Consider the following 13,250-nt stretch of genomic DNA (forward strand, 5'->3'; position numbering starts at 1 on the left):
CAATCCACAGGTAGAGCTGTTATTTCGAAAGATCGAACCAGTGTTGCCAGATCGTCCGCACGCCGTCCCGCAATTCGCGGAACTCACCGTCGCCGACGATGGACTTTTCCTTGCGCAGTGACGCGCGATGGGCCGCGGACCGGTAGGCCAGGTAGGCTTCCCGAAGCAGGCCGGCATCCTGGGCCGGCATCAATTCCAGAGCGGCGAGGGTTTCAAGCAGCCGCACATTGTCGGTGAAACGGGTCAGTTCACCGTGGCGGGAGGCCCATCGTAGAACCCCGTATTGGACCATAAATTCGATATCGACGATACCACCCGGGTCCTGCTTGAGATGGAAGCAGCCGGGCTGGTTGGAGGCCAGGTGATCGACCATCTTGTCGCGCATGGCGAGCACGTCCACGCGCAGGGCCTCCTGGTCCCGCTCTCGGCACAGCACCTCGTCGCGGATCGCCTCGAAACGCTGGCGGGCACGGTTGCAGCCGGCCACCACCCGGGCGCGCACCAGCGCCTGATGCTCCCAGGTCCAGGCGTCCTGCAGCTGGTATTTGCGGAACGCTTCCATGGACGACACCAGCAGCCCGGCGCTGCCGCTGGGCCGCAGCCGGGTGTCCACTTCATAGAGCTGGCCGCTCATGGTGCGGGTGGAAAGAATGTGCACGATGCGCTGGCCCAGGCGGGCGTAGAACTGCTCGTTGGAGACCGGCTTGTCGCCGTCGGTGCTGCCGCCGCTGGCGGCGTCGTGCAGGAACACCAGATCCAGGTCGGAGTTGTGGCCCAGCTCGATGCCGCCGAGCTTGCCGTAGCCCACCACCACGAAGTCCGGGCTGCACGGCTGGCCGTCGTCGCGCAGCGGGCGCCCGTGGCGCTCCACCATGGGTTCCCAGGCCAGCATCACCACCTGGTTGAGAATGCTTTCCGCCAGCCAGGTCAGGTAGTCGCTGACCTTCATCAGCGGCAGCACCTCGGTGACTTCGGAGGCCGCCACGCGCAGCAGGTGGGCCTGCTTGAAGTTACGCAGCACCTCCATCTGCTGTTCCAGGTCGTCCTCGGCCACGCGCAGCAGTTGCTGGCGCAGCTCGTCGTCCAGCTGCGAGCGGGCCGGCGGTGAATACAGGGTGCTGACGTCGAGCAGTTCGTCGAGCAGCACCGGATGGCGGGCCAGGCGCTCGGCGATCCAGGGGCTGGCGCCGGACAGCTTCACCAGCTGCGTCAGCGCGCCCGGGTTTTCCACCAGCAGGGCGATATAGGCACTGCGACGCAGCACCGATTCCACGAACGAGATCAGCCGCGCGGCGGTGACCGCGCCGTGGCCCTGGTAGCCGAGCGCTTCCAGCAGCAGCGGCATCAGCTTGTCGAGCCGGTCGCGGCCGATGCGCTGCATGTTCTCGACGCTGCGCGAATGGCGCAGATTCTCCAACTGATCCAGCACCTCGCCGGCCTGCTGGACGCCGATCGCCTCCAGGTGGGCCACCGCGGCGTCACGGTCCACGTCGCCCCGCCACAGGTCGAGCAGCTCCTGGTCGCCCTCGGACACTTCCGCCTCCTGCTGGGGGTCGGCGATCACCTGGCTGAAGTGGTAGCGCACCTGCTCCCGGTGGCGGCGCAGCGCCCGTTCGAACGGCGCCCGGGCGGAGAAATCCATGGCGAAGGTGAGCCGCTGCCAGCCCAGTTCGTCGTCGGGCAGGCGCTGGGTCTGGCGGTCGTTGACCGCCTGCAGGCGGTGCTCTACGTCGCGCAGAAAGACATAGGCGTCGGCCAGTTCGGCGACCACGTCCTCGGGCAGCATGCCCTCCTCCACCAGCATCGGCAGCACTTTCATCAGATTCGGGTCGCGCAGGCTGGGCAGCTGGCCGCCGCGGATCAGCTGGAACGCCTGGACGATGAACTCCACTTCGCGGATGCCGCCGGCGCCCAGTTTGACGTCCGCCTGCATGCCCTTGCGGTTCACCTCGCGCTCGATCAGGCCCTTCATTTCGCGCAGCGATTCGAACGCGCCGTAATCGATATAGCGGCGGTAGACGAAAGGGTTGAGCCGCTCGATCAGGCGCGCGCCGGCGTCCAGATCGCCGGCCACCGGGCGCATCTTGATCAGCGCGTAGCGCTCCCATTCGCGGCCCTGGTTTTCGTAGTAGCTTTCCATGGCGTCGAAGCCCACCGCCAGGGCGCCGCTCTTACCCCAGGGGCGCAGACGCATGTCGACCCGGAATACGAAACCGTCGCCGGTGGTCTGGTCGAGGGCCTTGATCAGCTGCTGGCCCAGGCGCAGGAAAAACTGGTGGTGGGTGAGGTTGCGGCGCTCGCCTTCGATCTCCCCTTCGTCTTCGTAGGCGAAGATCAGGTCGATGTCCGAGGACAGGTTCAGCTCACGGGCGCCCAGCTTGCCCATCGCCAGCACCACCAGCTTGACCGGCCGGCCCTGCTCGTCGCGGGGCGTGCCGTTGCGCTCGCAGGCCCACTGGTAGAGCTTTTCCAGGGCGGTGGCGATCAGGGTGTCGGCGAGCAACGACAGGTCCGCCACGGTGGCGTGGTAGTCCGCCAGCCCGGTGAGGTCCCGCCAGATCAGGCGCACCATATGGCGGTGGCGAAGGCGGCGCAGCGTGGCCTTGAGGGCGTCCTCGTCGTCACAGGCCATCACCGCCTGGCTGATCTCCTCGCCCAGACGGCCGGGCTCGAGACGCGCCTTGAGCGCGCAGCCGGCCAGCCAGCCCCCCAGGTCCGCGTCGCGAATGAATTGCTCCGCCACGTAATCGGAGCCCGCCCAGACACGGGGCAGGTCTTTGAGAAGGGCGTCGGGGAGAACATGGCCCACTTCCTGGAACCGCTGCCAGTGCCGGGTCACCAACACGGAGAGTTCGTCGGGCAGGCCGGAATAGTCCGGATCAGTCATGGCCGGTATTGTCCACGGGCAAAGCGGAAAACGCCAATGTTAACGCAGTGCGCCACTCGCCGCCCCCTAAAGCAGGACGTCCTGGGAGGGCGTGACGCGCAGCACCTCTTCGATGGTGGTCAGCCCCTTGGCCACTTTCTGCGCGCCGCTGATGCGCAGCGGTTTCATGCCGCCCTTGATGGCCTGCCGGGTGATCGCCTCGAGATCCGCGTTGCGCCCCACCATGCCCTTCAGGGTGCCGTGCAGCGGCATGGTCTCGTAGACACCCATACGCCCCAGGTAGCCGGTGCCGCGACACTCCAGGCAGCCCACCGGCTGGCAGACGGTGTCCGGCACGCTCATCTTGAAGGGGCGCACCAGTTCCTGCCAGGCCGCCTCGTCGGGGCGGGTCTCGGTCTTGCAGTGCGGGCAGAGCGTGCGCACCAGGCGCTGGGCCATGACGCCGATCACGGTGGCAGAGATCAAATAGGACGGCACGCCCAGGTCCGCCAACCGGGTGATCGACGAGGGGGCGTCGTTGGTGTGCAGGGTGGAGAGCACCAGGTGGCCGGTGAGCGCCGCCTGGATCGCCATGTCCGCGGTGGCCAGGTCGCGGATCTCACCGATCATGATGATGTCCGGGTCCTGGCGCAGCATCGCCTTGACGCCCTGGGAGAAGCCCACCTCGATGTTGGCCTGCACCTGCATCTGATTGAAGCTGGGCTCCACCATTTCGATCGGATCCTCGATGGTGCAGACGTTCACTTCGCTGGTGGCCAGCTGCTTGAGGGTGGAATAGAGCGTGGTGGTCTTGCCCGAGCCCGTGGGGCCGGTGACGAACACGATGCCGTGGGTGTGGGCGGTCATCGCCTGCCAGTGCTGGTAGTCCTCCTTGCTGAAGCCGAGCTGCGAGAAGCTGCGCACCAGCACGTCCGGGTCGAACACCCGCATCACCATCTTTTCGCCGAAGGCGGTGGGCAGGGTGGAGATACGCAGCTCCACTTCGTCGCCGTCCGGGGACTTGGTCTTCAGGCGGCCGTCCTGGGGTTTGCGCTTCTCGGCCACGTTCAGCCGCGACAGGATCTTCAGCCGGCTGGTGACCGCCGCCATGATGGTGGCCGGCAGCTCGTAGACGTCGTGCAACACGCCGTCGATGCGGAAGCGCATCTTGCCCAGGTCCCGGCGCGGCTCCAGGTGGATGTCACTGGCGCGCTGGGAAAACGCGTACTGCAGAATCCAGTCGACGATATTGACGATGTGCTGGTCGTCGGCGTCCGGGTGGCCCTTGCCCACTTCCAGCAGCTGCTCGAAGTTGGTGATGCCGGACAGCTCCTGGCCGCCGCTGCGGGCGGCGCCGGCGATCGAGCGGCTCAGGTTGTAGAACTCGATGCGGTAGCGGCGCAGTTGCTCCGGGTTGGCGAACACCACCTCCAGGGCGCGGTCGCCCAGCACCTGCTTGAGATGCTCCTGCCAGTCCGGTTTGAAGGGCTGATCGCAGGCCACCACCACCCGGTCGCGGTGGCTTTCCACGGCGACGATGCCGTGCCGTTCGGCGAAGGCGTAACTCATCACCCGGGTGATCTGGTCCACGTCCACCTTGAGCGGGTCGATGTGGTACAGGGTCAGGTCGCTTTTCGCCGCCAGCCAGTCGCTGAGGAATTCCATATCCATGATGCGCTGGCCGTGGGCGCGGTCCACCAGACGGTACTTGGCCACCACCTGCAACGGGTGCCAGTTGAGTTCCTTGTTTTCCCTGGGCGTGGTGGAAATAACGTTGAACTCTTCCCGGGTCACGCGCTGCTCGTCGAGCAATTCGCGCATCACCCAGCGAACGTCCACTTCCTGGCCGCGCAAATGCGCGGGAACGGCGCTGGCATTCACGGTGGTAGTCCCCCGTCTTTTGATTGTCTAGATCCGTTTGCCGATTACTGTAGACCGAGCCGGCACTTGCCGCCATCCCCGTTCCGGAGGAACCTGAACCAGGCCCGCCCAGGCGGGCTCCGGGCGGGGCGTTGGAATTGATCGAGGCTTCCCTCTATACTCGCGCCCCAACATTATGACCGTTCCGTTACAGGGTAGCCCCATGTCCTTCGGAAGCTCGATCGCCGGCCTGTTCGGCCGCTCACCGATCAAACCGCTGCAACAGCACTACGACACCGTGCACGAATGCGCACTGGGCCTGGGCGAGTTCTTCGCCGGGGTCAGCAGTAACGACTGGGAAAAGGCCAAGGCCGCCCGTCAGCGCATCGCCGACCTGGAAAACCAGGCGGACACCCTGAAAAAAGAATTCCGCCTCAATCTGCCGAAAAGCCTGTTCCTGCCGGTGTCCCGCACCGACCTGCTGGAGCTGGTGAGCGTCCAGGACAAGGTGGCCAACAAGGCCAAGGACATCGCCGGCCTGATGCTGGGCCGGCAAATGGCCATTCCGCAGCCCATCGCCGAGGCCATGAACGTCTATCTGCAAGGCGCCATCGAGACCTCGGCCCAGGCCCAGAAAGCGATCAACGAACTCGACGAACTGGTGGAAACCGGCTTCAGCGGCCGCGAGATCCAGCTGGTCGAGGAGCTGATCGAGGACCTGGACCGGCTGGAACGGGCCAACGACGAGCAGCAGATCCAGATCCGTTCGGAACTGTTCAAGCTGGAATCCGAGCTGCCGCCGGTGGACGTGATCTTCCTGTACAAAATCATCGAGTGGATCGGCGATCTGGCCGACCGCGCCCAAAAAGTGGGCGGCCGCCTGCAACTACTGCTGGCCCGCTAAAGCCTGACCCAAGCACCCTGACCAGAGGTTCGCTATGGAGTGGATGCTCGAACACAGCATGCTGATGCTGATTATCGCCGGCGCGGTCGGTTTTCTTATGGCCTGGGGCGTGGGCGCCAACGACGTGGCCAACGCCATGGGCACCTCGGTGGGGGCGGGCGCTCTCACCGTCGGGCAGGCGGTGATGATCGCCATCGTCTTCGAGTTCGCCGGCGCCTATCTGGCCGGCGGTGAGGTGACCGCCACGGTGCGCAAAGGCATCGTCGACGCCAGCGTCTTCAGCGAGACACCGCACTATCTGGTCTACGGTATGCTGTCGGCGCTGCTGGCGGCGGGCATCTGGCTGGTGGTGGCGTCCTGGTTCGGCTGGCCGGTGTCCACCACCCACTCCATTGTCGGCGCCATCGTCGGTTTCGCCGCCGTCGGCGTGGGCATGGATTCGGTGCACTGGGACAAGGTCGGCACCATCGTCGCCAGTTGGGTGACTTCGCCGCTGCTCGCCGGGTTTATCTCCTTCTTCCTGATCAAAAGCGTGCAACGTCTGGTGCTCAACCACGACGACCCCTTCCAGCGCGCCAAGAAAGTGGTGCCCTTCTATATGTTCATGGTCGGTTACGTGATGACCGCCGTGACCCTGGTCAAGGGCCTCAAGCATATCGGCCTGGATATCACCTTCGCCGCCAGCCTGGGCTGGGCGGTGGTCGGCGGCGTGCTGGTGGCGGTCATCGGCGCCAGCATCCTCAGCCGCATCCAGCCGGACCTGGAAGCCGACAAGGATTTCCGTTTCCACTCGGTGGAGCGCATCTTCGCCGTGTTGATGATCTTCACCGCCTGCGCCATGGCTTTCGCCCACGGCTCCAACGACGTGGCCAACGCGGTCGGCCCGCTGGCCGCGATCAACAGCGTGATCTCCAGCGGCGGCCAGGTCGGCGAAGAAGCCGCCATGCCCAGCTGGATCCTGCTGGTCGGCGCCATGGGCATCGTGTTCGGCCTGGCGATTCTCGGCGCCCGGGTGATGGCCACCGTGGGCACCAAGATCACCGCCCTGACCCCCAGCCGCGGCTTCGCCGCCGAGCTGGGCGCCGCCACCACCGTGGTGCTGGCGTCCGGCACCGGCCTGCCGATCTCCACCACCCACACCCTGGTGGGCGCGGTGCTCGGCGTCGGCATGGCGCGCGGCATCGGCTCGCTGAACCTGCGCACCGTGGGCACCATCTTTACCTCCTGGGTGGTGACACTGCCGGCCGGCGCGCTGCTTTCAATTCTGTTCTTCTTCTTCTTCAAAGGTCTGTTCGGCGCTTAGGCGGCTCTGGCGGGAGCGGGCCCTGCCCGCTCCCACAGGCCTTGCCTGCTGAATCTGATCTGGTCCGCACCGCCCGGCGGTGGCTATACTCCCCCAATGTCATCGAGCCCAGAGAATCCCGTGCCCAGCACCCCCAGCGCCAGCGACCAGGTCAACTGGTTCCGTAATTCGTCGCCGTACATCAACGCCCACCGCGGGCGCACGTTCGTGGTGCTGCTCGGCGGCGAGGTACTGGACACCCCGCGCCTGCCCACCCTGGTGCACGACCTGGCGCTGCTTAACGCCCTGGGCGTCAAGCTGGTGCTGGTGCACGGCGCCCGGCCGCAGATCAGCCAGCGGCTGGAAGCCGCCGGCCTGGAAAGCCGCTTCGAACACCACACCCGCATCACCGACAGCAACGCCCTGGAAGCGGTGATGGCGGCGGTGGGCGCCCTGCGCCTGAAGCTGGAAGGCCTGTTCTCCATGGGGCTGGCCAACTCGCCGATGCACAACGCCGCGATCCAGCTGATCAGCGGCAACTTCGTGATCGCCAAACCGGTGGGCGTGCGCAACGGCTTTGACTACCAGCACACCGGCGAGGTGCGGCGCATCGAAGTGGAGGCCATCCGCCAGCAGATGGACGCCGGCAACGTGGTGCTGCTGTCGCCGCTGGGCAGCTCGCCCACCGGCGAACTGTTCAACCTGAACGCAGAGGACGTGGCCTCCACCGCCGCCATCGCCCTGAGCGCCGACAAGATGATCGTGCTCGGCGACGGCATCCGCATCGAGGACAGCGAACAGCGCCTGCTGCGCGAGCTGTCGCCCCAGGAAGCCGGCCGGCTGTTGGGCGAGGAGCGCTTCACCGACAGCGCCGTGGAACGCCAGCTCACCGCCGCCTACCACGCCGCCAGCAACGGCGTGGCGCGGGCCCACCTGCTCGACGCCAGCGAAGACGGCGCCCTGCTCAAGGAGCTGTTCACCCGCGACGGCTGCGGCACCATGGTCACCCGGGAAACCTACGAGACCCTGCGCGGCGCCCGCATCGACGACGTCGGCGGCATCCTTGAACTGCTCGAACCCCTGGAGCAGAACGGCGTCCTGGTGCGCCGCTCGCGGGAACTGCTGGAAAACGAAATCCAGCGCTTCGTGATCATCGAACGGGACGGCATGGTGATCGCCTGCGCGGCGCTCTACCCGTTCGCCGCCGACCACACCGGCGAGCTGGCCTGCGTGGCCGTGCACCCGCACTACCGCAACAGCGAGCGCGGCCTGCAGATGCTGCGCTACCTGGAACGGCGCGCCCGGGAGCAGGGCCTGAAAACCCTGTTCGTGCTCACCACCCACACCGCCCACTGGTTCCGCGAGCAGGGTTTCGACCCGGCCGGCGTGGAAGCCCTGCCCGAGCAGCGGCAGCAGCTCTACAACTGGCAGCGCAATTCCAAGGTGTTCGTCAAGCGTCTCTAGCGGATAGCGCACGCATATCGGCCTTTCGCCCGGGGTGCGCTACAATCCTCGCTTTCCGATCCGAAAGCGAAGAGACCACCATGCCCCAGTACCGCTCCCGCACCACCACCCACGGCCGCAACATGGCCGGCGCCCGGGCGCTTTGGCGCGCCACCGGCATGAAGGACGATGACTTCGGCAAACCGATCATCGCCATCGCCAACTCCTTCACCCAGTTCGTGCCCGGGCACGTGCATCTGAAGGACATGGGCCAGCTGGTGGCCGGGGAAGTGGAAAAGGCCGGCGGCATCGCCAAGGAGTTCAACACCATCGCGGTGGACGACGGCATCGCCATGGGCCACGACGGCATGCTCTACTCACTGCCCAGCCGCGACATCATCGCCGACTCGGTGGAGTACATGGTCAACGCCCACTGCGCCGACGCGCTGGTGTGCATCTCCAACTGCGACAAGATCACCCCGGGGATGCTGATGGCCGCCATGCGCCTGAACATTCCGGTGATCTTCGTCTCCGGCGGCCCCATGGAAGCCGGCAAGACCAAACTGGGCGAGCACAAGCTGGACCTGGTGGACGCCATGGTGATGGCCGCCGACGACAAGGTGGACGACGCCACCGTGGCCGAGGTGGAACGCTCCGCCTGCCCCACCTGCGGCTCCTGCTCCGGCATGTTCACCGCCAACTCGATGAACTGCCTGACCGAGGCGCTGGGCCTGTCGCTGCCCGGCAACGGCTCGCTGCTGGCCACCCACGCCGACCGCCGCGAGCTGTTCCTGGAAGCCGGCCGCCGCATCGTCGATCTGGCCAAGCTCTATTACGAGCAGGACATGGAGAGCGTGCTGCCGCGCAACATCGCCTCCTTCAAGGCGTTCGAGAACGCCATGAGCCTGGACATCGCCATGGGCGGCTCCACCAACACCGTGCTGCACCTGCTGGCGGCGGCCCAGGAAGGCGGCGTGGACTTCACCATGGAGCACATCGACCGGCTCAGCCGCAAGGTGCCGTGCCTGTGCAAGGTGGCGCCGGCCACCCAGCAATACCATATGGAAGACGTGCACCGGGCCGGCGGTGTGATGGGCATTCTCGGCGAACTGGACCGGGCCGGCCTGCTGCACCGCGACCTGCCCATGGTGCATTCGGCCAGCGTGGCCGAAGCACTGGAACATTACGACGTGATGCTGACCGGCGACGCCGGCGTGAGAAAGATGTTCACCGCCGGCCCGGCGGGCATCCCCACCCAGACCGCGTTCAGCCAGGACACCCGCTGGGAGAGCCTGGACACCGACCGCGCCGGGGGCTGCATCCGCGATCTGCAACACGCCTACAGCCGCGACGGCGGCCTGGCGGTGCTGTACGGCAACATCGCCGAGCGCGGCTGCATCGTCAAAACCGCCGGCGTGGACGATTCCATCCTCACCTTCAGCGGCCGGGCGCGGGTGTTCGAGTCACAGGATTCGGCGGTGCGCGCCATCCTCGGTGACGAAATCGTCGCCGGCGACGTGGTGGTGATCCGCTACGAGGGTCCGAAAGGCGGCCCGGGCATGCAGGAAATGCTCTACCCCACCAGCTACCTGAAATCCAAGGGTCTGGGCAAAAGCTGCGCGCTGCTCACCGACGGCCGTTTCTCCGGCGGCACCTCCGGGCTGTCCATCGGCCACGCCTCGCCGGAGGCCGCCGAACAGGGCGCCATCGGCCTGGTCCGCGAGGGCGATAGGATTGACATCGACATCCCCAACCGCACCATCCAGTTGCGCGTGGACGACGCCGAGCTGGCCCAGCGCCGGGAAAAAATGGACGCCAGCGGCAAGCTCGCCTGGCGCCCCCGCGAGATGCGCCAACGCAAGGTGTCCACGGCCCTGAAGGCCTACGCCGCCCTGACCACCAGCGCCGACCGCGGCGCGGTGCGCGATCTCAGCCAGATCGGCGAGTAAACCCAGACACAGCGACCACAGGGAAGGAACCGCCATGAGCCGCCTACAGCGCAAATTGATGCCGGTCGCGGCCGGCCTGATCACCGGCGCCGGCACCCAACGCTGGCGCCACCGGCTGGCGGAGTGGCGGCGGCGCCTGCGCGGCCGCCCCCACGAGGCGACCTTTTACTTCCGCATCGACGACCCCTACTCCTGGCTGCTGGCCCAGGTGCTGCCGCGCTTCGCCGAGCACTTCGGCGTGCGCGTCACCCCCCGGGTGATGCTCTACCTGGACCGCTCCATGTACCCGGAGCCGGACATGCTGCGCGAGCTGGCGCCCCGGGACGCCGCCGCCCTGGCCGGGCTGCACGATCTGAGCTTCCCGGCGGACTGGCGCATCCCCGACCGGGAGACCGCCCTGGCGGCCACCCGCTGCCTGCTCAAACACGAACACGACGAGCGCTTCTGGAGCCTGGCCCACGCGCTGTCCGACGCGCTCTGGCGCGGCGACCAGGAGGCCCTGCAACGGCTGGTGAAAGACCACGGCCAGCAGCCCGAGGACCAGGCCCAGCTGGCCCTGGAAGCGCGCCGCGACCAGTTCCTCAAGGACGGCCACTACCTCACCGGCACCCTGCACTACGGCGGCGAGTGGTACTGGAGCCTGGAGCGCCTGGACCACCTAGCCCGCCGCCTGGAGACCCTGGGCCAGGGCGGCGGTCCCTGGCCGCTGGATTACGGCCGCGCCAAACAGGCACTGTTGCCCGGCGCCCCGGCGGCCCCGGCCGACGACGGTGAAACGCGGCCGGAGCTGGAGATGTTCTTCTCGTTCCGCAGCCCCTATTCCTATATCGCCCTGCCCCGCGCCTACGCCCTGGCCGACCACTACGGCCTGACGCTGCGGCTGCGCCCGGTGCTGCCGATGGTAATGCGCGGGCTGAGCGTGCCGCGCGCCAAGCGCTTCTACATCCTCACCGACGCCGCCCGCGAGGCGCGCCTTCACGAGGTGCCGTTCGGCCGCGCCTGCGACCCGCTGGGCAAGGGCGTGGAGCGTTGCATGGCGCTGTGGCCGTTCGCGGAGAAAGAGGGCCGTTTGCGCGAATGGTTGCTGCACGCCGGCGAAGGCATCTGGAGCCAGGGCGTGGACGCGGCCAGCGACGCCGGCCTGCGCAAGCTGGTCACGGCGGCGGGCATGAACTGGAACCGGGCACGCCGCTGGCTGGACGACGACCAGTGGCAGCGCGACGCCGAGGCCAACCGGGAAGCCATGGTGGCCGCCGGCAGCTGGGGCGTGCCCAGCTTCCGCGTCAACGGCCGCCTGGTGTGGGGCCAGGACCGCTTTGCCCTGATTGAACAGACATTACAATCCGGTCATTGATCGCGGCCCGGAATATAGCGACTGTAGGCGCGGGCAAAGCCCGCACCCACAAACAAAGAAGAGGCGGATAACAATGACGTTAGCGTATTGGTGTGTTCTGGCGGCGATTCTGCTGCCCTATGCCTTCACCGGCTTCGCCAAGTTCCAGGGCGGCTTCGGTCTCAACGAGAACAAGAACCCCCGCGAGTTTCTGGAAAAACTGAGCGGCGCCCGCAAGCGCGCCCACTGGGCGCAGCAGAACAGCTTCGAGATTCTGCCCGGTTTCGCCGCGGCGGTGATCATCGCCCACCTGGCCGGCACCGCGCCGCAGGCCACCATCGACGGCATCGCACTGGCGTTCGTGCTCAGCCGGGTGCTGTTCGGCATCTGCTACATCGCCGACTGGGCCAGCGCCCGCTCCCTGGTGTGGTTCTTCGGCATGGGCTGCATCGTCGCCCTGTTCGTGGGCGTGGCCGGCTGAGCCGAACCCCGTTTATGACCTTCCGCGTGGGGATCAACGGCCGTCATGTCTTGAACTGCCCGCCGGATGTCCCCATTCTCACCGCGGCCCGCGAAGCGGGCTTCGGTTTTCCACACGCCTGCCGCAACGGCGTCTGCCTGCGCTGCCAGGGCCGCCTGACGGCCGGGGCGGTACGCCACGGCGGCAGCGGCGACATCATCCACGCCCACGAACCCGGTGCCGACCGGGTGCTATACTGCGTGGCCATTCCGATCAGCGATTGCGAGATCGACGTGCCAGAAACGACCGCACCGGGCGAACTGCCCGTGCACCAAGTGCAATGCCAGATTATCGAGCGCGAGCCGCTCAACCACGACGTGACCCGCGTATGGCTGCGCCTGCCCGCCGGTAAGGCAATACGCTGGCACGCCGGCCAGTACCTGACGCTGGTGCTGCCCCACGGCGAGTATCCGTTCTCCATCGCCAATCCGCCCGGTGGCCGGGATCTGGAACTGCACGTCCGCCACGGCGACGACAACAGCGCCGCCCACGCCATCATGGCGGACCTGAACGATCGGGCCACGGTGACCGTGAGCCTGCCCGGCGGCCGCCGCTTTATCGACCGGGCCCTGGACCGGCCGCTGTGGTTCATCTGCGGCTCCACCGGGTTCGCGCCGGTGAAGGCGATGATCGAGCGGCTGATCGAGCTGGACTACCCGCACCCGGTGCGCCTGTTCTGGGGCGCCCGCGTGGAGGAAGATCTCTACCTGCCGGACCTGCCGGCGCAGTGGCGCCGCCGGCTGGCGGATTTCCACGCGGTCACCGCGCTGTCGGATATGAGCCGCCCCGGCCACGCCCAGGGCCTGGTCCACGAAGCCGCCCTGGAAGCCCTGGCCGAACCGCTGGCGCCGCTGTTCTATGTGGGCGGCTCCCCGGCCATGGCCTGGTCGGTCTTCGACGACCTGGTAGCCGAAGGCGTGCCGGCCAAGAACATCCACTCCGACGTGTTCGATTACGCACCGCGTTAGGCTGCCTTGTGGGAGCGGGCCCCGCCCGCGAAAGGCAAGCGCGGCTTGCCGGCAGGATTCCAGAGACCTTTAAAAGCGACTTGTTAACGACGCCTCTGGGATCCTGCCGGCCGGTTGCACCGGCC

General features: G+C 67.1%; 9 protein-coding genes. 7 read left to right on the forward strand and 2 right to left on the reverse strand.

Annotation, left to right across the window (positions count from 1 at the left end):
* Window positions 1-19: 19 nt before the first annotated feature.
* Both glnE and ACEQZD_RS11555 read right to left on the reverse strand, forming a co-directional pair.
* Complete coding sequence (glnE, locus tag ACEQZD_RS11550; protein WP_370185587.1) at window positions 20-2,887, reverse strand: bifunctional [glutamate--ammonia ligase]-adenylyl-L-tyrosine phosphorylase/[glutamate--ammonia-ligase] adenylyltransferase; 2,868 nt, start codon at window positions 2,885-2,887, stop codon at window positions 20-22.
* A 66-nt stretch (window positions 2,888-2,953) separates the two neighbouring features.
* A complete protein-coding gene (locus ACEQZD_RS11555) occupies window positions 2,954-4,687 on the reverse strand; it encodes a GspE/PulE family protein (RefSeq protein ID WP_370185603.1) in 1,734 nt (577 codons plus the stop codon).
* 262 nt (window positions 4,688-4,949) lie between these two features.
* Here ACEQZD_RS11555 and ACEQZD_RS11560 point away from each other — a divergent pair, with 262 nt between their 5' ends.
* From ACEQZD_RS11560 to ACEQZD_RS11590, 7 genes are all read left to right on the forward strand, one after another.
* Window positions 4,950-5,630 carry a TIGR00153 family protein gene (locus ACEQZD_RS11560; RefSeq protein ID WP_370185590.1) on the forward strand — a complete coding sequence of 227 codons (681 nt, stop codon included), beginning with the start codon at window positions 4,950-4,952 and terminating at the stop codon, window positions 5,628-5,630.
* A gap of 34 nt (window positions 5,631-5,664) precedes the next feature.
* Entirely contained in the window at window positions 5,665-6,933 is a 1,269-nt protein-coding gene (locus ACEQZD_RS11565) for an inorganic phosphate transporter (protein ID WP_335629644.1), read from the forward strand.
* 96 nt (window positions 6,934-7,029) lie between these two features.
* Window positions 7,030-8,376: an amino-acid N-acetyltransferase gene (gene argA, locus ACEQZD_RS11570; protein ID WP_335629645.1), complete on the forward strand. Its 1,347-nt coding sequence runs from the start codon at window positions 7,030-7,032 to the stop codon at window positions 8,374-8,376.
* Window positions 8,377-8,456: 80 nt separating this feature from the next.
* A complete protein-coding gene (gene ilvD, locus ACEQZD_RS11575; RefSeq protein WP_370185593.1) occupies window positions 8,457-10,304 on the forward strand; it encodes a dihydroxy-acid dehydratase in 1,848 nt (615 codons plus the stop codon).
* Window positions 10,305-10,338: 34 nt separating this feature from the next.
* Window positions 10,339-11,658 (forward strand): DsbA family protein, encoded by a 1,320-nt coding sequence (locus ACEQZD_RS11580; RefSeq protein ID WP_370185596.1) that lies wholly within the window; start codon window positions 10,339-10,341, stop codon window positions 11,656-11,658.
* A gap of 73 nt (window positions 11,659-11,731) precedes the next feature.
* Complete coding sequence (locus ACEQZD_RS11585) at window positions 11,732-12,118, forward strand: MAPEG family protein (protein WP_370185599.1); 387 nt, start codon at window positions 11,732-11,734, stop codon at window positions 12,116-12,118.
* A 14-nt stretch (window positions 12,119-12,132) separates the two neighbouring features.
* Window positions 12,133-13,125, forward strand: a complete 993-nt coding sequence (locus ACEQZD_RS11590; protein ID WP_370185601.1) for a 2Fe-2S iron-sulfur cluster-binding protein — start codon at window positions 12,133-12,135, stop codon at window positions 13,123-13,125.
* The last annotated feature ends 125 nt before the right edge of the window (window positions 13,126-13,250 follow it).

This window comes from Alloalcanivorax sp. (assembly GCF_964221125.1).
In the GTDB taxonomy this organism is placed as follows: domain Bacteria; phylum Pseudomonadota; class Gammaproteobacteria; order Pseudomonadales; family Alcanivoracaceae; genus Alloalcanivorax; species Alloalcanivorax venustensis.

Excerpts from the sequence above, each read along its gene's own strand:
- ACEQZD_RS11580 (WP_370185596.1), top strand. The coding sequence starts at position 10,339 with ATGAGCCGCCTACAGCGCAAATTGATGCCGGTCGCGGCCGGCCTGATC.
- ACEQZD_RS11590 (WP_370185601.1), top strand. The coding sequence starts at position 12,133 with ATGACCTTCCGCGTGGGGATCAACGGCCGTCATGTCTTGAACTGCCCG.
- ACEQZD_RS11555 (WP_370185603.1), bottom strand. The coding sequence starts at position 4,687 with ATGCGCGAATTGCTCGACGAGCAGCGCGTGACCCGGGAAGAGTTCAAC.
- ACEQZD_RS11585 (WP_370185599.1), top strand. The coding sequence starts at position 11,732 with ATGACGTTAGCGTATTGGTGTGTTCTGGCGGCGATTCTGCTGCCCTAT.
- argA (WP_335629645.1), top strand. The coding sequence starts at position 7,030 with ATGTCATCGAGCCCAGAGAATCCCGTGCCCAGCACCCCCAGCGCCAGC.
- ACEQZD_RS11565 (WP_335629644.1), top strand. The coding sequence starts at position 5,665 with ATGGAGTGGATGCTCGAACACAGCATGCTGATGCTGATTATCGCCGGC.
- ACEQZD_RS11560 (WP_370185590.1), top strand. The coding sequence starts at position 4,950 with ATGTCCTTCGGAAGCTCGATCGCCGGCCTGTTCGGCCGCTCACCGATC.
- glnE (WP_370185587.1), bottom strand. The coding sequence starts at position 2,887 with ATGACTGATCCGGACTATTCCGGCCTGCCCGACGAACTCTCCGTGTTG.
- ilvD (WP_370185593.1), top strand. The coding sequence starts at position 8,457 with ATGCCCCAGTACCGCTCCCGCACCACCACCCACGGCCGCAACATGGCC.